Origin of the sequence: Streptomyces sp. NPDC048604 (assembly GCF_043199435.1) — a bacterium.
Lineage (GTDB): Bacteria > Actinomycetota > Actinomycetes > Streptomycetales > Streptomycetaceae > Streptomyces.
The window spans coordinates 120824-144925 of sequence record NZ_JBICVX010000006.1 but is presented as its reverse complement, the minus strand read 5'-3'; the positions used below and the strand labels follow the sequence as shown (position 1 = coordinate 144925).

Sequence of the window (24102 nt, the reverse complement as noted above, 5' to 3'; positions counted from 1 at the left end):
CGGGGCCGGACGGACCGGGGCTCAGGGCCTGCTGTCGGCCTCGTCCGGCTGCCGGGCCGACACCTCGCGGGCGCGCAGACAGGAGGCGACGACCACCAGCGGCCAGACGGCCTGCATGCAGGTCACGACGCGTTCCGCGACGCCGGCGGCGCCGTCGGTGGTCATCTCGTACAGGAACCAGCCCGCGGAGAGGCCCATCACGGCGGTCGCGCCGAGGGCCGGGGTGGGCCTCAGCCCCCAGGGCGCGGCCGCGGTCCGGCCGCGTACGGCCGCCAGGACGGGCCACACGGCCAGCAGGACGAAGCCGACCGCGGCGACCGAGCCGTGCCGCAGCGAGCCTCCGCTGCTGGGCGCGGGGACGAAGGACACCACCAGCGCCGCCACTCCTCCGCCGGCGAGGGCGAGCCGTCCGGCGCGCTCGGCCGTGCGCAGGCCGTAGGCGGTGAACAGGTGGCAGACGCCCAGCCCGAAGAGCGCGCCGGTCATCACCCAGAACCCGGCCGCTCCGTACGCCGCCAGGACACTGATCGTCTGCCGCACGGGGTCGTACGCGGTGCCCTCGAGATGCCCCGCGATCATCCAGCCGCTGATCAGGAGGACGGGGGCGCACCCCGACGAGATCAGGGCCCATCGTGGAACAGAGTGCATCGAAACACGATAAAGCCGCCCAAGTCGTCGCGCGCTCACGCGGCGAGGCGTGGCGTCCGGGGGTTCTCAGGGGGCGGTCCGGTGTGACAGCCTGCCCCTCATGATCGTCCGAGTGAGCGAGGCCGTCGTCCGTCCGGAGCGCTTCGAGGCGTTCCACGCGCTGATCGTGGACGCGGTGCGCGACTTCCCCGCGAACAACCCGGGGCTGCTCGACCACGAGGTGCTGGTCGCGCCGCCGCACTCCCTGCTGTACGTGAGCCGCTGGCGCGGCGAGGAGGACCTGGTCGCATACGCGGGCGAGAACTGGCGCGACGAGCCGGTCGTCCTGCCCGGCGAGGAGGAGTACCTCCTCGCACCGCTGCGGCTGCGCCACTTCACGTCCGCCCCGCTGGACTGACCCGGGCGGCCCACCCCGTCGACCGGTGACGCGGACCGGGTCGGTAGGTTTCGGGGGGAACGTGTACGAGGAAAGCGGAGAACGGTGTTCGGTATCAGTGAGCTGGCGATCCTCGCGATCGTGGTCGTCCTTCTGCTCGGCGCGAAGAAGCTGCCCGAACTGGCCCGCAACGCCGGCAAGGCGGCCCGTGTCCTCAAGAGCGAGGCGAAGGCGATGAAGGCCGACGGCGAGGCACCGCAGCAGGCGACGTACGTGGTGAAGGAGACCCGGCCGCTGAAGGACGTGGCCGAGGGCTCCTCCGCCGCGTCCTGATCGCGGCCCGGAAGCCGGGCAGGAGTGAGAGGCGGATGCGCAGGCCGATGCGGATCAGGATCGAGGGCTTCGACCTGCCGGGGCGTACATGCGCGCCGGCCCCGGGTTTCCCCGGGTACAGCGGCATCCGGGTCGGCGTCCAGCGCCGTGGCCGGGCGGACGAGCTGCTCGATCCGCACCCCGGGGACGCGCCGTCCGCGACCTGGGTGCTGGACTGCACGGTCGCGGCGAAGGACACGGGATTCGACGTCACCGGCCCCTGGATCCAGGGGCGGCCGGGCGGCCGGTTCGTGTATCTGTCGTGGGAGGCCGCCGGCGAGGACGGGACGTTCGCGATGTTCCGGCGGGCCAAGCTGATGCTCGACGGGGTCGCACCCGAGACGCTCGCGGACGCCGTCGCGTCCGGGCTGCTCGTGGCGCGGCTCGGGCTCACCGACGGGCGGGGGCAGCCGACGTGCGCCGCGGTGCGGCCGCCGCTCGTGGTCTGGTCCGCCGGACCCGCGTCCTGACGATCACTCGGTCGGGTGGTCGGACCGTACACGCCGGTCGACGGCCCGCCGAGGTGGGCGGACCGAGACGATCATGTTCGGGTGATCCACTCCCGAACCGCCGCACGCCGCCGGGCCGTTCCCGTCGCCGTGGCCGCTCTCAGCCTCCTGTCCCTGTCGTCCACCCTTCCCGCCACCGCCCGGCCGGCGGGCGGCGGCGAGCGTCCGCCCACCGCCGCCGAGGCGCGCACCGACGCCCTGCTGTCCGCCGTGCGCGGGCGGCCCGCCGAGGCCGCCGACTTCTTCCGCCGGCTGCCCAAGGGCGGTGAGCTGCACAACCACCTCTCGGGCGCCGTGTCCACGGAGTACCTGATCCGGCTGGCCGGCGAGGACGGTCTGTGCATCGACACCGCCACGATGACCGCCGTCGTACCGCCCTGTGGGCCGGGCAGGCGGCCGGCCACGGACGCGGGGACCGACCCGGCGTTCCACGACGCTCTGGTGCGGGCCTGGTCGATGCAGGACTTCCCGCCGGACGGCAACGGCCACGACCACTTCTTCGACACCTTCGGCAAGTTCGGCGAGGTGACCTGGCGCAACCGCGGCAAGCTGCTCGCGGAGGTCGCCGACGACGTGGCGGGCCAGAACCAGTTCTATCTGGAGACCATGATCAGCCCGGCCTCCGACGGGGCGAGGAAGCTCGCCGCCGAGGTGGGCTGGGACCCCGATCTGGCCGCGCTGCACGGCCGGCTCGTCGCGGGCGGCAAGCTGGACGCCGTGGTCGCCGAGGCCCGCAAGGAGGCCGACGACGGCGACGCCGAGTTCCGCACCGCGGCCGCCTGCGGCACCGAACGGGCCCGTCCCGGCTGCGATCTGACGGTCCGATGGATCTCGCAGGTCACCCGCGCCTCCGCGCCGGAGCGGGTCTTCACCCAGATCGCGCTCGGCATGCGCCTCGCCGAGCGGGACGGGCGCTTCGTCGCGATCAACCTGGTCCAGCCGGAGGACTGGGACGTCTCGCTGCGCGACTACAGCCTGCACATGCGCATGGTCGCGTATCTCCGCACCGTGTACCCGAAGGCCCATGTGACGCTGCACGCTGGCGAGTTGTGGCCCGGCCTGGTCAAGCCCGAGGACCTCGACTTCCACATCCGGGAGGCCGTGGACGTCGCCCGCACCGAGCGCGTCGGGCACGGAGTCGATCTCGTCCACGAGACGAACTGGCGGAACACGGCCCGCACCATGGCCGCCCGGGAGATCGCCGTCGAGGTGCCGTTCAGCAGCAACGCCCAGATCCTCGGCGTCAAGGGTGCGGACCACCCGTTCGAGACGTACCGGACCCACGGAGTGCCGGTGGTGCTGGCCACCGACGACCCGGGCATCTCCCGGATCGACGTCAGCCACGAGTACGCGTACGCCGCCCGCACGTACGGGCTGTCGTACCCGGAGCTGAAGGATCTCGCCCGCGCCTCCCTGGAGTACGCGTTCCTGCCCGGCGAGAGCCTGTGGCGCGGCAACCCGACCGCGCAGGGCTACCGCGTCGCCGGCGCGTGCCGGGGCGAGCTTCCCGGCACGCCGATCCGCTCCGGGGCGTGCCGCCGGCTGATCGACGGCAGCGCGAAGGCGTCGACGCAGTGGCGGCAGGAGGGCGCCTTCGCCGCGTTCGAGCAGCGGGCTTAGCGGGCCCAGCTGACCCAGCGGGGCGACTCAGCCCCCGCGGCCGGGACGTCGGCGAACAGTGCCTCGACGTCCCGGCCGGACGGCGCCACTGTGCGCCAGATGACGCCACGTGACACCACACCACACCACCTCTAGTGCCACCCAACGCCATCCTTGCGCCATTCAGAGCCACCCCTACTTGTACTTGGCATCACCGCGATGCCAAGATGGCACCACTGAACGGCACGGCCTCGCGCGCAGCGGAGTTCGGACTTTCTGCGCGTCCTCCCACCACACCCACAAGGACGGCACCGTCATGCCTTCGTACGCGACCCCGAAGCCCATCACCGCGATACTCGAGTTCGAGATCGGCCACGTCCGCATCACCGCGGGCGAGCGCCGGGACACGGTCGTCGAGGTGGCACCCAGTGATGCCACCGAACCGCTGGACGTGCAGGCGGCGGAGCAGACCGTCGTCGGGTACGCCGACGGCACCCTCACTCTCAAGGGCCCCAAGAAGCACCATCTGTTCGGCAGGAAGAGCGGCTCGGTCGACGTGACCGTCACGCTGCCCGCCGGTTCGAACCTCCGGTCCGTCTCCCCGGTGGGCGACTACGCCGCCGAGGGCACGCTCGGCAGGTGCACCGTCCGGACCTCGCTGGGCCGCATCAGGATCGAGCGCGCGGACAGCGTCGACCTGCGCACGAGCCACGGCGACGTCCGGGTCGACCGGACGGCCGGAGACGCCGAGGTCCACGCGGCCGGCCGGATCGAACTCGGCCGGATCGGCGGCGCGGCCACCGTCGTGAACGCCAACGGGGACACCGCGGTCGCCGAGATCACCGGCGACCTCAAGGCCCGCGCCGCCAACGGCCGCATCACGGTCGGCGTCGCGCGCGGCTCGGTCGAGGCCGCCTCGGACAACGGCGGCATCGGCGTGCACGACGTCGCCCGGGGCGCGGTCCGGCTGGAGGCGGCCGTCGGCGACGTGGAGGTCGGCGTCCGCGAGTCCTGCGCGGCCCGGCTGGACGTGCGGTCCGGGTTCGGCCGGGTCCGCAACGCCCTCGGTACGGAGCAGAGCCCCGGCGGCGCGGACGAGCGGGTCGACATCCACGCCCGCGCCCGCGTCGGCGACGTCCTGATCCGCCGCCCCTGACCTCCCGCCGCCCCTGAGCCCTCCCCGCCTCCGCACCTCCTCACTTCCTCACTTCCTCACTTCCTCACCGCCTCACCTCCTCGACAGGACTTCCTCCGCCATGGCTTCCTTCCTCTCCGCACTGGGCCGCTTCGCCTTCCGGCGACGCGGGCTGGTGGTCCTCCTGTGGCTCGTGACCCTGGTGGGCGCGGGCTTCGCCGCCTCCAAGGCGCCCGCCCCGCCCGCCGACACCTTCTCGATGCCGGGCACGGAGTCGCAGCGGGCCTTCGACCTCCTGCAGCAGAAGTTCCCCGACGCGAAGACGGACGGCGCCGCCGCGCGCGTCGTCGTCCGCGCACCGGGCGCCGAGAAGATAACCTCGCCGGCCCGGAAGGCCCAGGTGGAGGCCCTCCTGGCCGACCTCGCGAAGGCACCCCAAGTCGCCGCCGTGGCCGACCCGTTCCGGACGAACGCGGTGAGCCGCGACGGGACGACCTCGTACGCGTACGTCACCTACGAGGCGACCGCCACCGAGCTGACCGACGCGGCGCACGACGGTCTCACCGACGCCATGGCGAAGGCCCGTGACGCGGGCCTGGTCGTCGAGGCGGGCGGCGACGCCGTCAAGATCGAGCAGGCGATGGGCGGTACGGGCGAGAAGCTCGGCATCCTCGTCTCGGCCGTGGTCCTGCTGCTCACCTTCGGATCCCTGGTGGCCGCCGGGATGCCCCTGCTGACGGCGATGATCGGCGTCGGCATCGGGATCAGCGGCATCACCGCGCTCGGCAGCACGCTCGGCCTTTCGTCCACCACGTCCACGCTCGCGCTGATGATCGGCCTGGCGGTCGGCATCGACTACGCGCTGTTCATCGTCTCCCGGTACCGCTCCGAGATCGCGGAGGGCCGCGAGCGGGCGGACGCCGCAGGGCGCGCCGTGGGCACGGCCGGCTCGGCCGTGGTGTTCGCCGGGCTCACCGTGATCATCGCGCTGGCCGGGCTCGCCGTCGTGAACGTCCCGATGCTCACCAAGATGGGCCTGACCGCGGCCGCCACCGTCGCCGTCGCCGTACTCGTCGCGATCACGTTCGTGCCCGCGCTCCTCGGCTTCGCCCCGGTGCGGGTACTGGCCCGCCGCGACCGCAAGCAGTACACCGGCAAGCCGCTGACGGTGCGTCAGCAGCGCCGGGCCGCGAAGCGCGCGGCGCGCACCAAGCCCAACCTGGGCGCCCGCTGGGCCGGGTTCGTCCTGCGCCGGCCGCTGCTCGTCCTGATCGTCGGCGTACTGGGCCTGGGCACCGTCGCCGTGCCCGCCGCGAGCCTCGAACTGGGTCTGCCCGGCGAGGGCACGATGGCGCCGGAGACCACCCAGCGCAAGGCGTACGACCTGCTGTCGGAGTCCTTCGGACCCGGCTTCAACGGCCCGCTGACGGTCACCGTCCAGGCGGCGGACGCCAAGGGCGCGGCGGAGCAGGTGCGGACGGAGCTGCGGACGGTCCGCGGGGTCGCCGCGGTCGGCCCGGCCGCCGCGAACGCGGGCGGCGACACCGCGCTGATCAACGTCGTCCCGGCCACCGGCCCGACCGGGTCCGCGACCGAGGACCTGGTGCACGAACTGCGCGACCGGGCCGGCGGTCTTGAGACCCGTACCGGCGCGAGCACAATCCTGGTGGCCGGTCAGACCGCGATGTTCATCGACTTCTCGCAGACCCTCGACGACGCGCTGCTGCCGTACCTCGCTCTGGTCGTCGGCCTGGCGTTCCTGCTGCTGATGCTGGTGTTCCGCTCCGTACTGGTCCCGCTGAAGGCGGCGCTCGGCTTCCTGCTCTCGGTGTCCGCGGCGCTCGGCGCGGTCGTGGCGGTGTTCCAGTGGGGCTGGCTCGCGGACGTGCTGGGCGTCGACCAGCCGGGCCCGGTGATGAGCACCCTGCCGATCTTCCTGATCGGCGTGGTCTTCGGCCTGGCGATGGACTACGAGGTGTTCCTGGTGTCCCGGATGCGCGAGGCGTACGTGCACGGCGCCCGGCCCGCCGAGGCGGTCGTCACCGGCTTCCGGTACGGCGGCCGGGTGGTCAGCGCCGCGGCGATCATCATGACCAGCGTCTTCTCCGGCTTCATCATGGAGGACAACGACTTCGTGAAGATGATCGGCTTCGGTCTCGCGGCGGCGGTGCTGTTCGACGCCTTCGTGGTCCGCATGGCGCTGGTGCCCGCGCTGTTCGCCCTGCTCGGCCGGTCCGCGTGGTGGCTGCCGCGCTGGCTGGACCGAATCCTGCCGGCGATCGACGTCGAGGGCGAGAAGCTGTCGGCGCAGCCCGTACCCGCCCGGCAGCACCCGGCCCACGAGTCCCACCTCGTCGGCTGACGCCCTGCCCTCCGTTGCCCGGCCCGGCGGTCCACCGCCGGGCCGGGCGCTTCGGCGTACGAGGGACACCTCGTGCGGCCCGTGATCCCGGGAGCCGCTACCTCGGCGCGGGCGGGCGTCGGGGCCGTCAGGGCGGGGTCGAGGGTCAGCGTCGTCACGCCCAGGGGGCGGGTCAGGACGCAGAGCGCGGGCTCCGCCAGGGGGATCCAGGGGTGTGCAGCGCCGAGGACGGCGCGGGGTGGGTCCGGTGACGTGAAGGCCACCGCCGTGCGGCCCCCGGGCCCGCCGGGACTCCCCTGACGAGCCCCTGACGGCAGCTTGACGCCATTCCCCACGCCCGCCCGGGTCCCGGGCCGTCAGACCGTCATTCCCAGTCGTCCCACGGCGGGTCGACCTCGTCCGGGTCGAACGGCGGTTCCTCGTCCTCCGGCGGGGATGCGGGCTGCTTCGCCGCCGCGGGCGCAGCCCCGCCAGGGGCGTCCGCCAGTGTGTCGAGGACGCCCTGGCCGTACTTGGTCAGCTTGGCCTCGCCGACGCCGCCCACCGTGCCGAGCTCCGCGATCGTGGCCGGGAAGGTCGTCGCGATCTCGCGGAGGGTGGCGTCGTGGAAGACCACGTACGCCGGGACGCCCTGCTCGCGGGCCGTCGCCGCGCGCCAGGCGCGCAGCGCCTCGAAGACCGGCACGGCGGCCTCCGGCAGGTCGGCCGGCACCCGGTTGCCCTTGCCGCCGGAGCGGGAGCCCGAGGACTTGCGGGAGGCGGGGAGCGGGGCCTTCTCCTTCCGCATGGGGACGGTGCGGCGGCCGCCGAGCACCTCGCCGCTGCCGTCGGTGAGGACCAGCGTGCCGTAGTCGCCCTCCACGGCCAGCAGCCGCTGCGCCAGGAGCTGGCGGATGACGCCGCGCCACTCCGCCGTGCCGAGATCGGCGCCGACGCCGAACACCGACAGCCCGTCGTGGTCGAACTGGATGACCTTGGCGGTCTTCTTGCCCTGGAGGATGTCGATGATCTGGCCCGCGCCGAACTTCTGGCGCCGCTCGCGGGCCAGCCGCCACACGGTGGACAGCAGCTTCTGCGCGGCGACCGTGCCGTCCCAGGACTCGGCCGGGGTCAGACAGGTGTCGCAGTTGCCGCAGGGCTCCGAGGACTGGCCGAAGTACTCGAGGAGGCGGACGCGCCGGCAGTCGACGGTCTCGCAGAGCGCGAGCATCGCGTCGAGGTGGGCGGCGAGGCCGCGCCGGTGGGCCTCGTCGCCCTCGGAGGAGTCGATCAGCTTGCGCTGCTGCACCACGTCCTGCAGTCCGTACGCCAGCCAGGCCGTGGCGGGCTCGCCGTCACGCCCCGCGCGGCCGGTCTCCTGGTAGTAGCCCTCGACGGACTTCGGCAGGTCGAGGTGGGCGACGAAACGCACGTCCGGTTTGTCGATGCCCATGCCGAAGGCGATGGTGGCGACGACCACGACGCCGTCCTCGCGCAGGAACCGGGCCTGGTTGGCGGCGCGGTGCCGGGCGTCCATGCCCGCGTGGTACGGGACGGCGTCGACGCCCTGCTCGACCAGGAAGGCCGCGGTCTTCTCGACCGAGGCACGGGACAGGCAGTACACGACGCCGGCGTCGCCGTCGTGCTCGGTCCTGATCAGTTCGAGCAGCTGCTTCTGCGCGCTGTTCTTCGGGACGATGCGGTACTGGATGTTGGGCCGGTCGAAGCTGGCGACGAAGTGCTTGGCGTCCGCCAGGCCGAGCCGCTGGGCGATCTCCGCGTGGGTGGCCTCGGTGGCCGTCGCGGTGAGCGCGATCCGCGGCACCTTGGGCCAGCGCTCGTGGAGCATCGACAAGGCCAGGTAGTCGGGCCGGAAGTCGTGACCCCACTGGGCGACGCAGTGCGCCTCGTCGATCGCGAAGAGCGACACCTTGCCCCGGTCGAGCAGCCGCTGCGTCCCCTCCGTGCGCAGCCGCTCCGGGGCCAGGTACAGCAGGTCAAGCTCGTCCGCGAGGAAGGCCTGCTCGACGGCCTGCCGCTCGTAGGGGTCCTGGGTGGAGTTGAGGAATCCGGCCCGCACGCCGAGGGCGTTGAGCGCGTCCACCTGGTCCTGCATGAGCGCGATCAGCGGTGAGACGACGACGCCCGTGCCCTCTCTGACCAGCGCCGGGATCTGGTAACAGAGCGACTTGCCGCCGCCGGTCGGCATCAGCACGAGGGCGTCGCCGCCGGCGACGACCTGCTCGATGATCTGCTGCTGCTCTCCGCGGAACGCGTCATAGCCGAAGACGCGGTGGAGCACCTTCAGGGCGTCGGAGATCTCGGGAGAGGCGTCGGTGAGGGCCATTCCAAAAGCCTATCCGGCGCCGCGGACAGCCCGGTCCGGGCGACCGGAACCTGTGGACGACCCGGCCTCGCCCCTGGACCTCAGGACCCCGTCCGCCGCCCCCAGGCCGTCACCGGTTGCTGCTGATACGTTACGAAATGCTGGATATACGATCCGGCTACCGACCCTGCCGCCTGCACGACGGGATCTGGAATGACCGGTGGACCCGAACCCATGAGCGCCGCGGCCCGTACGGCCGTCGAGCAAGAACTGGCCGATCTGAGCCGGGAGCGCGAGGCCGTCGCCGTCACCCTGCGGGGCGGCGGTGGGGACCAGACCGGCGACCGCGTCGACCAGGCCGACGAGCTGGAGCGCGGCACGGAGCTGGCCCGGCTCGACCGCCGCATCGCCGAGCTGGAGGGCCGGCTGAAGGAGGCGGACGTCGCCGGGGCCCCGTCCACCGACGAGGTCGGCGCGGGCAGCACCGTGACGGTGCGCTTCGCGGACGGGGACGAGCAGACCCTGCACATCGGCGAGGTCGCCGAGATGTACGACGCGGCCATGGTGACCGCCGACAGCCCTCTCGGCAGCGCACTGATGGGCCGCCGCGCCGGCGACACCGTCACGTACAAGGCGCCCGACGGCCCGACCAGCGCCGTCGTCGTGTCCGTCGGCGGCAAGGGCGGCCCCGGCGGCGGCAGCGCGGGCGCAGCGTCCTAGCCGGGCGCCGGCCACGCCGACCGTCCTACCGCTCCTGCCGGACGCCCAGGTGGCGCAGGGCCGAGGCCGCCGCGCCCGCGCCGCACATGCCGTGCGCCCCGGGGCCGGGCGGGGTGGCGGCCGAGCAGAGGTACACGCCGGGCACGCCGGTGGCGTACGGGTCGAGCGCGGGCCGTGCGCCGAGCAGCAGCTGGGGCACGGTCTTCGCCCCGGTGAGGATGTCGCCGCCGGTGAAGTTGGGGTTGGCGGCGGCGAAGTCGGCGGGGCGGGTGACGCGGAGCCCCACGATCCGGTCCCGGACGCCGGGGGCGAAGCGCTCCATCTGCCCCAGCACCGCCTCGGTGGCGTCGCCGTCGTAGCCGTGCGGCACGTGGGCGTAGGTCCAGACGGGGTGCACGTCGCCGACGGAGCGCGAGGGGTCGGCGAGGTACTGCTGGCCCACCAGGACGAACGGGCGCTCGGGCATCCGGCCCGCCGTCACCTCCCGTTCCGTACCGGCCACTTCCGCGAGCGTGCCGCCGAGGTGGACGGTTCCGGCGCGCCGGGCGCGCGGGTCCGTCCAGGGCACCCCGCCCTGCACGGCCAGATCGACCTTGTACGCGCCGGGGCCCCGGCGGAACCGGGTGTACGCGGCCTTCGCGCGGGCCGGGAGCCGGTCGGCGTACAGCGCCGCGACCTGGGCCGGGTCCAGGTCGAGGAGGGTGACGTCCGCGGGCGGGAGCTGCCGGCGGTCGGTGATCCGTACGCCGGTCTCGATCGTGCCGCCGTGCGCGCGCAGCACGGCGGCGAGGCTGCGGGCGACGGCCTGTGAACCGCCCTCGGCGACGGCCCAGCCGGCGGCGTGGCCGGCGGTGAGGATGCCGAGCCCGATCGCGGAGCTGAACGGGTGCGACAGGGGCTGGAACGCGTGGGCCGCCACGCCCGCCCACAGGGCGCGCGCCTGCGGGGTCCGGAAGAGCCGGGCGAGCACGGTGGCGGGCAGGACGGTGGGCGCGCCGAAGCGGGCGAGCAGCAGCGGGTGGGCCGGGACGCGCAGCAGCGGGCCCATGACGTCGCCGGCGAGGGCGTCCCAGCGCCGGGCGGAGGGCCCGAGCAAGGCGCGGTAGCGGTCCTCGTCGGCGCCGAGCCCGGCGGCGGTCTCGTCGACGGAGCGCAGCAGCACCCCGGCCGTGCCGTCGTCGAGGGGGTGCACGCAGTCGATCTCGGGGAGCCGCCAGCGCAGCCCGTGCGCCTCCAGATCGAGGGCGCGGAGCGCGGGCGAGGCGACGGCCATGGGGTGGACGGCGGAGCAGTGGTCGTGCAGCAGTCCGGGCAGGATCGCCTCGTGGCTGCGCGTGCCGCCGCCGACCTCGTCCGCGGCCTCCAGGAGCTTGACGTCCAGGCCGGCCCTGGCCAGGAGGGCGGCCGCGGTAAGGCCGTTGGGTCCGCCGCCGACCACGACCGCGCTGTTCCGGGAGCTCATACGGCCGAGTATCCCGCGGCTCGCCGGCTCCCCGGCTCCCCGGCTCAGCCGCCGAAGATCCCGACGACGAGGTTGATGGCGGTGGCGAGGATGCTGGTGCCGAAGATGTAGGAGAGCACACAGTGCCGGAGGATGACGCCGCGCAGTCCGGTCGTGACGACGTTGGTGTCGGAGACCTGGTAGGTCATGCCGAGGTTGTAGCTGAAGTAGAGGAAGTCGATGTACCGGGGGTGGTCCTGGTTGTTGAAGTCGATCCCGCCCTCCGGCGCCGAGTAGTAGATGTACGCGTACCGGGCCGCGTACATCAGGTGCAGCGAGGCCCAGGTCATGAAGACGCCGAGCAGCGCGAGGGCGGCCGCGGCCTGGCTCAGTCCCGACTTGTCGGCGACGAGCAGCACGCCGATGGCGCTGAGTCCGCCCACGGCGGTGCCGACGACGGCGAGTTCCTCGACGATGGGCCGGAACTCCTCGCGGCGGGCGTTGTGCCGGGTGGCCTGTGCGTCCATGGGCCACAGGGCGAGCCAGCCGGAGACGACGAACAAGGTCTCCGCCGCGGCGACGCTGGAGAGGAAGCCCAGCTCCGCGCTCTCGGTGGGCAGCCCGACGGCCGTGCCGACGACCGCGCCGGCGAGCAGCGCGCCGAGCGCGCGGGGGACGGTGGAGAGCGGCATGGGGCCTCGCGGGGGTGGGGCCGGCTGGGGGCGCTACGCGCTCAGGCTTCGAGGACGACGACGGCCTCGTCCGTGTAGGGCAGGAACGTCAGCGTCTCCTGGAGGTACAGGTCGATGCCGCGGGCGTCGTGGGACGTGTAGCCGATCGCCACGTCCTGGCCGATGAGCAGTTCGAAGTCGCCGCCGCGGATCGACAGGACGAAAGCGCCGCGCAGCGCGGGCGCCCAGATCGGCGGGCCGTCCAGCATCCGGCCGAGATGGGCGGCGATCGGGTAGCCGTGGTCGGAGGTCTCGCTGACCGCCGCGTACTCGTCGGCGCCGAGCAGCAGTGCGTACGGACCGTCGACGCCGGCCAGGCGCAGCGAGGTCAGCGCCCGGCTGACCGCGTCGGGGTAGTCGCGGGGCTCGACGGGCAGCCGCAGGACCGGGTTGGAGGAGCGGTCGCGCAGGCCCTCGACGCCGGCGGCGTCGTAGCCGTCGAAGACCATCCGGTCCTCGACGAAGGCGAGGGTGCGCGCCGCGTCCTTGACGGGCTGCCAGTCGGAGTCCTTCGCGCCGCGTTCCACGTCGTCGACGGCGGCCCGGGTCACGGTGAACGGCACCCGCAGCTCCACCAGCGGCCGGGCGTCGCGGAGCCGGGCGGTGACGCCGGGCGCGGGCGGGGACAGTTCGTCCAGGTGTCCGGTGCCGGCGGCGGCGAGATCGGGGCCGGCGGCTTCGGGGACGTCGACGACGCGGCGGCCCGCGCTGTGGCGGCGGAAGGTACGGGCGGCCTCCTCCTCGATCTCGGCCCAGGCACCGGGGGTGATGGGGGCGAGTTCGCGGTGGAGGTTGTTCGTGGCGGGGGTCGTCATCAGGACCGGACTCCTTTCAGACTGCCGATGCCCAGCGAGGCGTCGCCGGACCGGGCGGCCTCGGCGGCCGGGGCGGGGAGGTCGCCGAGGAGGTCGGCGCCGGGCACGAAGAACAGGCCGCCGGTCACGGCGCGGGAGAAGTCGAGGACCCGGTCGGTGTTGCCGGGCGGGTCGCCGAGGAACATGTTGCGCAGCATGCGTTCGGTGACGCCGGGGGTGCGCGCGTAGCCGATGAAGTACGTGCCGAACTCGGCGCTGCCGACCTGCCCGAACGGCATGTTGTCGCGCAGGATCTTCCGCTCGGTGCCGTCCTCGTCCTCGACGGTGTTCAGCGCGACGTGCGAGTCGGTGGGCTTGACGCCGTCGGGGAGTTCGACGTTGCCGGACTTGGTGCGGCCGATGACGTGCTCCTGCTCCTCGACGCTGAGCGCGTCCCAGGCCGTCATGTCGTGCAGGTACTTCTGCACGATCACATAGCTGCCGCCCGCGAAAAGCGGGTCCTCGTCGCCGATGTGGACTGCGTCTGTGGCCGCCCGGCCCTCGGGGTTCTCGCTGCCGTCGACGAAGCCGAGCAGGTCGCGCTCGTCGAAGTACTTGAAGCCGTGCACCTCGTCGACGACGGTGAGCGCGGCGCCGAAGTGCTCCACGACCAGCCGGGCCAGCTCGAAGCAGAGGTCCATGCGCCGGGCGCGCAGATGGAAGAGCAGGTCTCCGGGGGTGGCCGGGGCGCGGTGGCGGGGGCCCTGCAGCGGCTGGAAGGGGTGCAGGTCGCGGGGGCGCGGGCCGCCGGCGAGCCGGTCCCAGGCGTCGGAGGCGATGCCGGTGACGAGGCCGAGGGTGTCGTCGGGGGAACGGAAGGCCACCGACCGGGCGAGCCCGGCCAGGTCCCCCAGTCCCTCGCGGACGGCGCGCTCCGCGCCGGGAGCGATCGTGGCCACGAGGAAGACGGCCGCCTTGGCGGGCGGCATGAGCACGGTCTGGGATGCGGCCATGGGACTCCCGTCGGACCACGATGCATAGGAAAGGGCATGGAAGAGGACGAAACAGCTGAAAGGGCATCGTCACCCTATGCGCGGCCTTCCCGCCCCGCAGCCCGGGTTCCGCCGGGTGAGGCCCCGTGCCGTGGACCGCCGAATGGCAGGACCCCGGAGCCGGACTTAGCCTGCTCGAAGGTGCATCCCCGCTGGGAAGGGCTGAGTGTCGTGACCGTCGAGAAGGACGAGCCGGAAGCCGCCCTGGAACCCCGCGTCGGCCCCGTCCCCCAAGGGGACCCGGAGTTCCACCCGTACCACCACCCCGCCGCCGGCTGGGGCGCGGCGAAGAGCGTCACGCACTTCCTGGTGCGCGAGAAGGCGCTGGTGGACGGCCCGCGGGCGATCATGAAGATGAACCACGAGAACACCGGGTTCGACTGTCCGGGCTGCGCCTGGCCGGACGACACCAAGGGTCTCCATCTGGACATCTGCGAGAACGGCATCAAGCACGTCACCTGGGAGATGACCGCCAAGCGGGTCCGCCGGGACTTCTTCGCCGCGCACACGGTGACCGAACTGGCCGAGTGGAGCGACTACGACCTCGAGGACCAGGGACGGCTGACCGAGCCGATGGTCTACGACCCGGAATCGGACCGCTACGTCCCCATCAGCTGGAAGGAGGCCTTCGAGCTGGTCGGCCGCACCCTGCGGGCGCTGGACGACCCGAACAAGGCCGCGTTCTACACCTCGGGCCGGCTCGGCAACGAGGCCACGTTCCTGTACCAGTTGATGGCCCGGGAGCTGGGCACCAACAACCTGCCCGACTGCTCCAACATGTGTCACGAGGCCAGCGGCCGGGCGCTGACGGCGTCGCTCGGCACCGGCAAGGGGACGGTCGACCTCAAGGACTGGGAGACCGCCGACGCGCTGTTCATCTTCGGCGTCAACGCCGCCTCCAACGCCCCGCGCATGCTCACCGCGCTGTCCGAGGCGTACCACCGCGGTGCGCAGATCGTGCATGTGAACCCGCTGGTCGAGGCGGCCGCGACCCGGACGATCGTGCCGCACGACTTCCTCGACATGGCGCTGTACAAGACGACGAAGACCAGCACGCTGAACCTGCAGCCGCGGATCGGCGGCGACATGGCGCTGCTGCGCGGCATGGCGAAGGCCGTCCTGGAGCAGTCGGTCACCGACCCGAAGGCGCTGGACCGGGAGTTCATCGAGCGGCACACCCAGGGCTTCGAGGAGTACCGCGCGCTGTGCGAGGGCACGCCGTGGGAGGAGATCGAGCGCCAGTCCGGACTGAGCCGCGAGGACGTGCTCACGGCGGCGCGGGTGTACGAGGAGGCCGACCGCAGCATCGTGAGCTGGTGCCTGGGCCTCACCCAGCACGAGCACGGCGTGGACACCGTGCGCGAGATCGTGAACCTGCTGCTGCTCCGCGGCAACCTGGGCCGCGAGGGCGCGGGCCCCTCCCCCGTACGCGGCCACAGCAACGTCCAGGGCAACCGGACCTGCGGGATCGACCACCGGCCCGCCCCCGAGTTCCTGGACCGGCTCGCCGAGGTCTGCGAGATCGACCCGCCGCGCGAGCACGGCCTGGACACGGTCGGCACGATCAAGGCCATGCACAGCGGAGGCGTGACGGTGTTCATCGGCATGGGCGGCAACTTCGCGCTGGCCGCGCCGGACACCCCGTACACGTACGCGGCGCTGCACAAGTGCGAGCTGACCGTGCAGGTGAGCACCAAGCTGAATCGCAGTCACATCGTGCACGGGCGGCAGGCGTTGATCCTGCCGTGCCTGGGCCGCACCGAGAAGGACCATCAGCGCAAGGGCGTCCAGAGCACCTCGGTCGAGGACTCGATGAGCATGGTGCATCTGTCGCTCGGCATGAAGCGGCCCGCCTCCAAGGACCTGCTGTCCGAGCCGGCGATCGTCGCGGGCATGGCCCGGGCGGCGCTGCCGGACAGCTCGACGCCGTGGGAGTGGTACATCGAGGACTACGACCGCATCCGCGACACCATGGCCAGGGCCCTCGACGGCTTCGAGGACTTCAACCGGCGGGTGCGGCTGCCGCTGGGCTTCCGGATCAAGCAGCCGGCCCGGGAGCTGGTGTTCCTCACCCCGTCCGGACGGGCCGAGTTCTCGTCCGCCCCGCTGCCGGACGTGGTGCCCGAGCCGGGCATGCTGGCGCTGGGCACGATGCGTTCGCACGACCAGTGGAACACCACGATCTACTCGGACAACGACCGGTACCGCGGGATCAAGAACCTGCGCACGCTGGTCTTCATGAACCGGGCCGACATGCGCGAGCGCGGTATCGAGGACATGGCTCCGGTGGACATCACGAGTACGGCCAAGGACGGTACTCAGCGTTTCCTCGCGGGCCATCTGGCCGTTCCGTACGACATTCCGCGGGGCTGCGCGGCCGGATACATGCCGGAGATGAACGTGCTGTGCGCGCTGGGCGACTACAGCACCCAGAGCGACCAGCCGATCATGAAGCATGTGAAGGTCACGATCGTTCCGTCCAGCTGAGCGGTCGGGGAATTCTCACCCCTTCTCACCCCTTCTCGAAAACCCTCGGGAATAGCGCAACCGCCCTGCTCGGGCAGTGCCGACAACGGTTGATAGGAGCCGCCTATCTCGTCATCGGAGCCCCCTCTTTGACAATGCGATCCGTCTCTCGTGAAGCTGCTGGGGGCAGCGTCATCCGGAAATTCGGAAAGAGGCAGACGGACATGAGCAGCGCCATCGAGGACCCGACCGACGATCTGAGGGTCACCCCGCCCAAGACCTGGGCGACGGGGCTGCCGGCGGTGACGCACGCACTGGAGTACTCGCTGGGCCAGACGTCCCCGCGGCGCACGGCGCTCACGCTGCTCACCATCAACCAGCCGAAGGGCATCGACTGCCCCGGCTGCGCCTGGCCCGAGCCCGCGCCGGGCAAGCGGCACATGAACGAGTACTGCGAGAACGGCGCGAAGCACATCAACGACGAGGCCACCTCGCGCCGCGTCACCCGGGAGTTCTTCCGGGAGCACTCGATCGCCGAGCTGGACGGCAAGTCGGACTACTGGCTGAACCAGCAGGGCCGGCTCACCGAGCCCATGGTGAAGCGGCCCGGCGCGACGCATTACGAGCCGATCGGCTGGGACGAGGCCCTGGGCCTGCTCGCCGGCGAGCTGAAGCGGCTGGACTCGCCGGACGAGGCGCTGTTCTACGTCTCGGGCCGGCTGAACAACGAGGCGGCGTTCCTGCTCCAGCTGTTCGCCCGCGCCTTCGGCACCAACAACCTGCCGGACTGCTCCAATCTGTGCCACGAGTCCAGTGGCGCCGCCCTCAACCAGACGCTGGGCATCGGCAAGGGCAGCGTCTCCCTCGACGACATCCACGGCTCCGACCTGGTCCTCGTGGTGGGGCAGAACCCGGGCACCAACCATCCGCGGATGCTCTCCGCGCTGGAAGAGACCAAGCGCAACGGCGGGCATGTGGTGGCGGTCAACACGCTGCCCGAGGCGGGGCTGATGCGTTTCAAACACCCGCAGAAGGCGCGCGGCATCCTCGGCCGGGGCACCGCGATCGCCGACCAGTTCCTGCACATCCGGGCCGGCGGCGACCTCGCCCTGTTCCAGGCCCTGAACCTGATGCTCCTGGAGGCGGAGGACGCGGCCCCGGGCACCGTGCTCGACCACGACTTCATCCGCGAACACACCGCAGGCTTCGAGGAGTTCGCCGAGCACGCCCGCAAGACCTCCTGGGACGACGTGCTCACGGCGACCGGCCTGCCCCGCACGGAGATCGAGGAGCTGTTCGCGCGGGTCCTCGAGGCCGAGCGGATCATCGTCTGCTGGGCGATGGGACTCACCCAGCACAAGCACGGCGTGCCCACGATCCGCGAGGTCGTCAACTTCCTGATGGCGCGCGGCAACATCGGCCGGCCCGGCGCCGGGGTCTGCCCCGTGCGCGGGCACAGCAACGTGCAGGGCGACCGCACGATGGGCGTCTGGGAACGGATGCCGCAGTCGTTCCTGGACGCGCTGGGCCGCGAGTTCGGCTTCACCCCGCCGGCGCACCACGGCCTGGACGCGGTCGACAGCATCCGGGCGATGCACGAGGGCCGGGCCAAGGTGTTCCTGGGCGTCGCCGGCAACTTCGTCCGCGCCACCCCGGACAGCGCCGTCACCGAGGAGGCGATGCGCCGCTGCCGGCTCACCGCCCACGTCTCCACCAAGCTCAACCGCTCCCACACGGTGTGCGGCGAGACCGCGCTGATCCTGCCCACCCTGGGCCGCAGCGACCGGGACGTGCAGGCGGCCGGCGAGCAGTTCGTCACCGTCGAGGACTCCATGAGCGAGGTGCACGCCTCCCGGGGCAAGCTGCCGCCCGCCTCGCCGCACCTGCTGAGCGAGGTTGCCATCGTGGCCCGGCTCGCGCGGGCCGTCCTCGGCGACGAACCCGCCGTCCCCTGGGAGGAGTTCGAGGCCGACTACGCCACGGTCCGGGACCGGATATCGCGTGTCGTGCCCGGCTTCGAGGACTTCAACGCCCGGGTGGCCGCGCCCGGCGGCTTCACCCTGCCCAACCCGGTGAACCACGGCGTCTTCCCGACCCCGAGCGGCAAGGCCGTCTTCACCCGCAACGACTTCACGATGCCCGAGATCCCGCAGGGTCATCTGCTGCTGCAGACGCTGCGCAGCCACGACCAGTGGAACACGATCTGGTACGCGCCGAACGACCGCTACCGCGGCATCCACAACGCCCGCCGGGTCGTCATGGTCAACCCGGACGACCTGGCCGAACTCGGCCTCGCCGACCGGGACCTGGTGGACCTGGTCACCGTCTGGCACGACGGCCGGGAGCGGCGCGCGGAGGGCTTCCGGGTGGTCGCGTACCCGGCGAGCCGGGGCTCGGCGGCGGCGTACTACCCCGAGACCAACGTCCTGGTGCCGCTGGACAGCGTGGCCGACGTCAGCAACTGCCCCACCTCGAAGGGCGTGCTGATCCGGCTCGAACCCGCGCGCGCCGGCGCGTGAGCGCGGACCGCACCCGGCGGCGCGGCTCGCGGCGCGGCTGGCTCCCGGGCGACGCTGGCCGCGATGGCGGCGGTGATCGGCGGGCTGCTGCTGAGCGCGTACGCCGTGCACGGCGAGTCCGCGGGGCTCGTCCTGGCCGCGGCGGCGCTGCTGGGGGCGGGGTACGGGCTGACGCTGGCCTCGGGGCTGCGTGAGATCGAGCGGCTGGCCGCGCCGAAGGACCGGCCGTCCGCGGCGTCCGTCTACCACGGCGCGACCTGCACCGGTTTCCTCACGCCGCTGCTGCTCGCCGTCACGGCGGGAGCCGCGTCGTACCCGGCCCTGCTCGCGGGCCTGGCGGCCGTGGGCCTGCTGAGCCTGGCCGTCACCGCGCGCTACAGCCGCCGGGACCTGCCGTGAGACCGCCGGAACGGAACTCCGGGGGACGGAACTCCGGGAAGAGGAGCGAACCATGGGACGAGTGACCGCACGACGGCGGGTGCTGCGCATCCGCGACGGGGTGGCCGCCCACCACCCGGACACGCTGGCCGCCGAGGAGCCGATGGAGATCCGGGTCGGCGGCCGGCCGCTGACCGTGACCATGCGCACGCCGGGCGACGACTTCGACCTGGCGGCCGGGTTCCTGGTGAGCGAGGGCGTGGTGCACCGGACACGCGACGTCGCCGGGATCCGGTACTGCGCCGGGGCGACCTCCGACGGGGGCAACACGTACAACGTGGTCGACGTCGTTCTCGCCCCGGGCGTGGCGGCCCCCGACGCCTCGCTCGAACGGAACTTCTACACGACCTCGTCCTGCGGACTGTGCGGGAAGGCCAGTCTGGACGCGGTGCGCACCACGGCGGCGTGGTCGGTCGCGCAGGATCCGGTACGCGTCGGGCCGGAGGTGCTGACGATGCTTCCGGACCGGCTGCGGGCGGCCCAGCGGGTGTTCGACGCCACCGGCGGACTGCACGCCGCCGGGCTGTTCTCCGCCGACGGCGAGCTGCTCTGTCTGCGTGAGGACGTCGGCCGGCACAACGCCGTGGACAAGGTCGTCGGGCACGCCCTGCGGGAGGGGCTGCTGCCGCTGCGCGGCACGGTGCTGATCGTCAGCGGCCGGGCCTCGTTCGAACTGGTGCAGAAGGCGGTGATGGCCGGGATCCCGGTGCTCGCGGCCGTGTCCGCGCCGTCGTCGCTGGCGGTGGACCTGGCGGCGGAGAGCGGGCTGACGCTGGTCGGCTTCCTGCGCGGTACGTCGATGAACGTGTACACGGGGGCGGAGCGGCTCCAGGGCGCGCCGGACGCGTCGATTGGCGTTCCCTCCGGCGGTGGGGTATTCCCGTGACGTGCTGTTCCGTCAACTCGAGTACCTGGTGGCGCTCTCCCGGGAGCGCCATTTCGCGCGCGCCGCGCAGGCCTGCCACGTCTCCCAGCCGGCCCTGTCCGAGGCCATCCGGAAGCTGGAGGACGAGCTGGACGTACCGCTGGTCCGGCGTGGCCGCACGTACGAGGGACTGACCCCGGAGGGCGAGCGCATCGTCCTGCGGGCACAGCGGATCCTCGCCGACCGGGACGCCCTGCGGACCGAGGTCGGCGCGCTGCGCAGCGGGCTGAGCGGCCGGCTGCGGGTCGGCGCCGTGCCGACCGCGTCCGGCGCGGTCGCCCAGCTGACCGGGCCGTTCTGCGCGGAGCACCCGCTGGTCACCGTGGAGCTGAGGGCCGATCTCCAGTCGCGGGACATCCTGCGGCAGCTGCGGGACTTCGAGCTCGACGCCGGAATCACGTATCTGCACCAGGACCTTCCGGAGGGCTTCCAGGCGGTGCCGCTGTACCAGGAGCGGTATGTGCTGCTCACCGAAGCGGCCGACCGCCCGGCCCCGGGCGAGGCGGCGACGTGGGCGGAGGTCTCGCGGCTTCCGCTGTGCCTGCTGACGGAGGCGATGCAGGGGCGCCGGGTCCTCGACGAGCTGTTCGCCGAGGCGGGCGTGCGGCCCTCGCCGCGGGTCGAGACGGACTCCGTCGCGGCGCTGTTCGCCCATGCGCGGACGGGCCGGTGGGCGAGCGTCGTCCCGCACACCTGGCTGCACGTCTTCGGCGTCCCGCACGGCATGCGCGCGCTCCCCATGACGGAGCCCGACCGCACGGTGCCGGTCGGGCTCGTGGTCGCGGCACGGGAGCCGGAGTCGGTGATGGCGCGGGCCCTGGTGGAGGTCGCCCGCCGCACGGATGTCGCCGGGATCCTGCAGCGGCTTCCCGGGGACTAGGGGGTGTCTGACAATTCCCCGCGGAACAAGGAGCGGCGTCCGGTGCGTGCGATCGCAAGGCGCCGGAGAGTCCTCGGATGGGGTCTCCCCTGCTCGAACGGAGCTGAGAGCTTGGGGAAGGAGCTACTAGGCCTTTTCGGCAACGCGGCGAGCGTGCGTGCCGGACGTCGCGACGCCGCGGGGAATTGTCAGACACCCCTAGGAGCCTGTCCGACCCGCGACCCCTTCGCGCCGGGCGTGGAGACTGCCAGGCCGGCGGCGGCAGTCGAACGGACCGTCCGGGTCCTAGGCGGCGGCCGGGGTCGCCGGTTCCTCGCCCGCCGCGCCCTCCCCGAACTCGTTCCTGCGGATGGTGCAGTGCAGCGAGTCGTCCACCACGTCGGCGACGATCGTGTCGCCGGGGTTCGCCTCGCCGCCGAGGAGCAGCGACGCGATGCGGTTGTCGAGCTCCGTCTGGATGGTGCGGCGCAGCGGCCGGGCGCCGAACTCGGGCTGGTAGCCGTGGGCGACGAGGAGCTTCTTCGCCGCCTCGGTGACCTCCAGCTTCAGGCCCTGGGCGTGGACGCGGTGCTCGCTGCGGGCCAGGAGGTGGCCGACGATCTCCGAGAGGTTCTCCTCGGTGAGGCTGTGGAAGACGATGATGTCGTCGATCCGGTTGAGGAACTCGGGCAGGAACCGGCCGCGCAGATCCTCCATCAGCTCGTCCTTCAGCTCGGCCGCGTCGCCCTCGTGGGCGAGGATGCGGTGCGCGCCGATATTGGACGTCATGATGACGACGCAGTGCCGGAAGTCGACCGTGCGGCCCTGGCCGTCGGTGAGCCGGCCGTCGTCGAGGATCTGCAGCAGCGTGTTGAAGACGTCCGGGTGCGCCTTCTCGACCTCGTCGAAGAGCACGACGCTGTACGGGTGGCGGCGGACCTTCTCGGTGAGCTGCCCGGCCTCCTCGTAGCCGACGTATCCGGGCGGCGCCCCGACCAGCCGGGCGACGGTGTGCTTCTCCTGGAACTCGCTCATGTCGAACCGGATCATCCGGTCCTCCTGGCCGAACAGCAGCTCGGCGAGGGTCTTGGCGAGTTCGGTCTTGCCGACGCCGGTGGGCCCGAGGAACAGGAACGAGCCGACGGGCCGGTTGGGGTCGCCCATGCCGGCGCGGTTGCGGCGGACGGCCTCGGAGACGGCGGTCACGGCCTCGCCCTGGCCGACGATCCGGTCGTGCATCTCCTCCTCCAGCTTCAGCAGCCGTTCCTTCTCGCCGGCGGTGAGCTGGGAGACGGGGATGCCGGTCCGGCGGGAGACGATGTCGGCGATGTCGCCGGAGGTCACCGAGACGACGCCCTCGCGGCGTTCCTCGATGCCGGCGAGCTCGGCCTCGACCTCGGCGATCTGCGCCTTCAGCTCGGACGCCTTCTCGAACTGCTCGCCGGCGACGGCCTGGTCCTTCTCGCGGAGCAGCTTGGCGAGCTTGTCCTCGCGGCTGATCACCTCGGTGGAGCGGGAGGCGCTGCGCAGCCGTACCCGCGCTCCGGCCTGGTCCATCAGGTCGATGGCCTTGTCGGGCAGGAAGCGGTCGCCGATGTAGCGGTCGGACAGCTCGGCCGCGGCGGCGAGGGCGCCGTCGGCGAAGCGGACCTGGTGGTGGGCCTCGTAGGCGTCGCGGAGCCCCTCGAGGATCTGGACCGTCTCCTCGACGGTGGGCTCGGGGATCAGGACGGGCTGGAAGCGGCGTTCGAGGGCGGCGTCCTTCTCGACGTGCTTGCGGTACTCGTCGATGGTGGTCGCGCCGACGACGTGCAGCTCGCCGCGGGCGAGGGCGGGCTTGAGCATGTTGCCGGCGTCCATGGCGCCCTCGCCGGTCGCCCCGGCGCCGACCACGGTGTGGAGTTCGTCGATGAAGAGGATGATCTCGCCCTCGGCCTGCTGAACGTCCTCGATGACCTTCTTGAGTCGTTCCTCGAACTGGCCGCGGTACTGGGCCCCGGCCACCATCCCGGACATGTCCAGGGAGACGACCCGCTTGTCCTTCAGGGTCTCGGGCACCTCGCCGGCGACGATGCGCTGGGCGAGGCCCTCGACGATGGCGGTCTTGCCGACGCCGGGTTCGCCGATGAGCACGGGGTTGTTCTTGGAGCGGCGGGAGAGGATCTCGACGGTCTGCTCGATCTCCTCGGCGCGTCCCACCACCGGGTCGAGCCTGCCGGCCTTGGCCTCCTCGGTGAGGTCTCGGCCGAACTCGTCCAGGGTGGTGGCGGGCTGCTGCGGCTTGACGGCGGCGGGCGTTCCTTCGGAGCGGGCCGCCTGGTCGGCGAGGCCGCGCAGCTTCCGCACGTCCGTGTCCTCGGCGCGCAGGAGGCGGGTGGCGCCGGAGTCGGGGTCCTGCAGGAGGGCGCCGAGGATGTGCTCGGGGCCGATGTAGGAGACGCCTGTGGCCTGGGAGTTGGCGTAGGCGGCGGCGAGGGTGCGCTTGGCGGCCGGGGTGAGGCCGGGTTCGGCGGAGGGCTCGCCGGACTCCTTCGGCAGCACCTGGGCGATCTGGCTGCCGAGGGTCTCCGGGTCGACCCCGGCCCGGGCCAGCAGTCCGCGGGACGGCTCGACCTGGGTGGCGGCCCACAGCAGGTGCTGGGTGTCGAGGTCGGTGGTGCCGTCCTGGACCGCCTTCTGCGTGGCCAGGTTGATGAGTTCGTGCGAGGACTCGGTCAGCAGCCGGCCGATCGGAACGCGCTGCACCGCCGGCGGCGAGGAGGCGGGAGACATGCCGAAGAACCTGTTGAGCAGGTCGGCGAAGGGGTCTGACGAACCGAAGGAGGAACCGAAAGCCATCGACATGCCGAGC

The 24102-nt window shown here is 72.5% G+C and carries 19 protein-coding genes and 1 pseudogene; 12 read left to right on the top strand and 8 right to left on the bottom strand.

The genetic code is table 11. The features are described from left to right. Positions 1-21 precede the first annotated feature (21 nt). The gene (locus tag ACGFMM_RS14685) at positions 22-648 is read right to left on the bottom strand and encodes a DUF998 domain-containing protein (RefSeq protein ID WP_393646532.1); all 627 of its coding nucleotides are present in this window, start codon (positions 646-648) and stop codon (positions 22-24) included. Between the two features lie 100 nt (positions 649-748). On the opposite strand from ACGFMM_RS14685, the gene ACGFMM_RS14680 reads away from it, so the two are divergent. The 6 genes from ACGFMM_RS14680 (at position 749) to ACGFMM_RS14655 (ending at position 7001) form a co-directional block, all read left to right on the top strand. Continuing rightward, positions 749-1045 carry an antibiotic biosynthesis monooxygenase gene (locus ACGFMM_RS14680; RefSeq protein WP_393646530.1) on the top strand — a complete coding sequence of 99 codons (297 nt, stop codon included), beginning with the start codon at positions 749-751 and terminating at the stop codon, positions 1043-1045. A gap of 84 nt (positions 1046-1129) precedes the next feature. Next, positions 1130-1357 carry a twin-arginine translocase TatA/TatE family subunit gene (locus tag ACGFMM_RS14675; protein WP_393646528.1) on the top strand — a complete coding sequence of 76 codons (228 nt, stop codon included), beginning with the start codon at positions 1130-1132 and terminating at the stop codon, positions 1355-1357. Between the two features lie 35 nt (positions 1358-1392). Next, positions 1393-1866, top strand: a complete 474-nt coding sequence (locus ACGFMM_RS14670) for a DUF5990 family protein (RefSeq protein WP_393646527.1) — start codon at positions 1393-1395, stop codon at positions 1864-1866. 81 nt (positions 1867-1947) lie between these two features. Further along, positions 1948-3525, top strand: a complete 1578-nt coding sequence (locus ACGFMM_RS14665) for an adenosine deaminase (protein WP_393646525.1) — start codon at positions 1948-1950, stop codon at positions 3523-3525. A 295-nt stretch (positions 3526-3820) separates the two neighbouring features. Further along, positions 3821-4660 carry a DUF4097 domain-containing protein gene (locus ACGFMM_RS14660; RefSeq protein WP_393646523.1) on the top strand — a complete coding sequence of 280 codons (840 nt, stop codon included), beginning with the start codon at positions 3821-3823 and terminating at the stop codon, positions 4658-4660. Between the two features lie 100 nt (positions 4661-4760). Beyond that, on the top strand, positions 4761-7001 hold the full coding sequence (locus ACGFMM_RS14655) for an MMPL family transporter (RefSeq protein ID WP_393646521.1): 2241 nt from the start codon (positions 4761-4763) through the stop codon (positions 6999-7001). Between the two features lie 140 nt (positions 7002-7141). Here ACGFMM_RS14655 and ACGFMM_RS14650 read toward each other — a convergent pair. Both ACGFMM_RS14650 and recQ read right to left on the bottom strand, forming a co-directional pair. Then, positions 7142-7336: pseudogene (locus tag ACGFMM_RS14650) on the bottom strand (SAV_915 family protein); the annotation flags it as partial. A gap of 29 nt (positions 7337-7365) precedes the next feature. After that, positions 7366-9327: a DNA helicase RecQ gene (gene recQ, locus ACGFMM_RS14645; protein ID WP_393646519.1), complete on the bottom strand. Its 1962-nt coding sequence runs from the start codon at positions 9325-9327 to the stop codon at positions 7366-7368. Between the two features lie 192 nt (positions 9328-9519). Here recQ and ACGFMM_RS14640 point away from each other — a divergent pair, with 192 nt between their 5' ends. Next, positions 9520-10026, top strand: a complete 507-nt coding sequence (locus ACGFMM_RS14640) for a GreA/GreB family elongation factor (protein WP_393646517.1) — start codon at positions 9520-9522, stop codon at positions 10024-10026. A 25-nt stretch (positions 10027-10051) separates the two neighbouring features. Here ACGFMM_RS14640 and ACGFMM_RS14635 read toward each other — a convergent pair whose 3' ends face one another. From ACGFMM_RS14635 to ACGFMM_RS14620, 4 genes are read right to left on the bottom strand one after another with little or no spacing between them, the layout of a single operon-like run. After that, on the bottom strand, positions 10052-11488 hold the full coding sequence (locus tag ACGFMM_RS14635; protein WP_393646515.1) for a phytoene desaturase family protein: 1437 nt from the start codon (positions 11486-11488) through the stop codon (positions 10052-10054). 44 nt (positions 11489-11532) lie between these two features. After that, the gene (locus ACGFMM_RS14630; RefSeq protein WP_393646513.1) at positions 11533-12159 is read right to left on the bottom strand and encodes a DUF1345 domain-containing protein; all 627 of its coding nucleotides are present in this window, start codon (positions 12157-12159) and stop codon (positions 11533-11535) included. A 41-nt stretch (positions 12160-12200) separates the two neighbouring features. Further along, positions 12201-13013, bottom strand: a complete 813-nt coding sequence (locus ACGFMM_RS14625) for a family 1 encapsulin nanocompartment shell protein (protein ID WP_393646511.1) — start codon at positions 13011-13013, stop codon at positions 12201-12203. Then, positions 13013-14005, bottom strand: a complete 993-nt coding sequence (locus ACGFMM_RS14620) for a Dyp-type peroxidase (RefSeq protein ID WP_393646509.1) — start codon at positions 14003-14005, stop codon at positions 13013-13015. The genes ACGFMM_RS14625 and ACGFMM_RS14620 overlap by 1 nt, the downstream gene beginning before the upstream one ends. 210 nt (positions 14006-14215) lie before the next feature. On the opposite strand from ACGFMM_RS14620, the gene ACGFMM_RS14615 reads away from it, so the two are divergent. From ACGFMM_RS14615 to ACGFMM_RS14595, 5 genes are all read left to right on the top strand, one after another. After that, entirely contained in the window at positions 14216-16531 is a 2316-nt protein-coding gene (locus ACGFMM_RS14615; protein ID WP_393646507.1) for an FdhF/YdeP family oxidoreductase, read from the top strand. 203 nt (positions 16532-16734) lie between these two features. After that, positions 16735-19029 carry an FdhF/YdeP family oxidoreductase gene (locus ACGFMM_RS14610; RefSeq protein ID WP_393646505.1) on the top strand — a complete coding sequence of 765 codons (2295 nt, stop codon included), beginning with the start codon at positions 16735-16737 and terminating at the stop codon, positions 19027-19029. A 63-nt stretch (positions 19030-19092) separates the two neighbouring features. After that, positions 19093-19428, top strand: a complete 336-nt coding sequence (locus ACGFMM_RS14605) for a hypothetical protein (RefSeq protein WP_393646503.1) — start codon at positions 19093-19095, stop codon at positions 19426-19428. A 52-nt stretch (positions 19429-19480) separates the two neighbouring features. Beyond that, complete coding sequence (gene fdhD / locus ACGFMM_RS14600; RefSeq protein WP_393646501.1) at positions 19481-20353, top strand: formate dehydrogenase accessory sulfurtransferase FdhD; 873 nt, start codon at positions 19481-19483, stop codon at positions 20351-20353. Position 20354: 1 nt separating this feature from the next. Next, entirely contained in the window at positions 20355-21272 is a 918-nt protein-coding gene (locus ACGFMM_RS14595; protein ID WP_393646944.1) for a LysR family transcriptional regulator, read from the top strand. Between the two features lie 285 nt (positions 21273-21557). Here the strand turns inward: ACGFMM_RS14595 and ACGFMM_RS14590 are convergent, their stop codons facing one another. Then, entirely contained in the window at positions 21558-24095 is a 2538-nt protein-coding gene (locus tag ACGFMM_RS14590) for an ATP-dependent Clp protease ATP-binding subunit (RefSeq protein WP_393646499.1), read from the bottom strand. Positions 24096-24102: the final 7 nt, after the last annotated feature.

What these genes read in the sequence shown, in the direction of transcription:
- ACGFMM_RS14685 (WP_393646532.1), bottom strand. Translation starts at nt 648, where the DNA reads ATGCACTCTGTTCCACGATGGGCCCTGATCTCGTCGGGGTGCGCCCCC.
- ACGFMM_RS14680 (WP_393646530.1), top strand. Translation starts at nt 749, where the DNA reads ATGATCGTCCGAGTGAGCGAGGCCGTCGTCCGTCCGGAGCGCTTCGAG.
- ACGFMM_RS14670 (WP_393646527.1), top strand. Translation starts at nt 1,393, where the DNA reads ATGCGCAGGCCGATGCGGATCAGGATCGAGGGCTTCGACCTGCCGGGG.
- ACGFMM_RS14660 (WP_393646523.1), top strand. Translation starts at nt 3,821, where the DNA reads ATGCCTTCGTACGCGACCCCGAAGCCCATCACCGCGATACTCGAGTTC.
- ACGFMM_RS14655 (WP_393646521.1), top strand. Translation starts at nt 4,761, where the DNA reads ATGGCTTCCTTCCTCTCCGCACTGGGCCGCTTCGCCTTCCGGCGACGC.
- recQ (WP_393646519.1), bottom strand. Translation starts at nt 9,327, where the DNA reads ATGGCCCTCACCGACGCCTCTCCCGAGATCTCCGACGCCCTGAAGGTG.
- ACGFMM_RS14640 (WP_393646517.1), top strand. Translation starts at nt 9,520, where the DNA reads ATGACCGGTGGACCCGAACCCATGAGCGCCGCGGCCCGTACGGCCGTC.
- ACGFMM_RS14635 (WP_393646515.1), bottom strand. Translation starts at nt 11,488, where the DNA reads ATGAGCTCCCGGAACAGCGCGGTCGTGGTCGGCGGCGGACCCAACGGC.
- ACGFMM_RS14630 (WP_393646513.1), bottom strand. Translation starts at nt 12,159, where the DNA reads ATGCCGCTCTCCACCGTCCCCCGCGCGCTCGGCGCGCTGCTCGCCGGC.
- ACGFMM_RS14625 (WP_393646511.1), bottom strand. Translation starts at nt 13,013, where the DNA reads ATGACGACCCCCGCCACGAACAACCTCCACCGCGAACTCGCCCCCATC.
- ACGFMM_RS14620 (WP_393646509.1), bottom strand. Translation starts at nt 14,005, where the DNA reads ATGGCCGCATCCCAGACCGTGCTCATGCCGCCCGCCAAGGCGGCCGTC.
- ACGFMM_RS14610 (WP_393646505.1), top strand. Translation starts at nt 16,735, where the DNA reads ATGAGCAGCGCCATCGAGGACCCGACCGACGATCTGAGGGTCACCCCG.
- ACGFMM_RS14605 (WP_393646503.1), top strand. Translation starts at nt 19,093, where the DNA reads ATGGCGGCGGTGATCGGCGGGCTGCTGCTGAGCGCGTACGCCGTGCAC.
- fdhD (WP_393646501.1), top strand. Translation starts at nt 19,481, where the DNA reads ATGGGACGAGTGACCGCACGACGGCGGGTGCTGCGCATCCGCGACGGG.
- ACGFMM_RS14590 (WP_393646499.1), bottom strand. Translation starts at nt 24,095, where the DNA reads ATGTCGATGGCTTTCGGTTCCTCCTTCGGTTCGTCAGACCCCTTCGCC.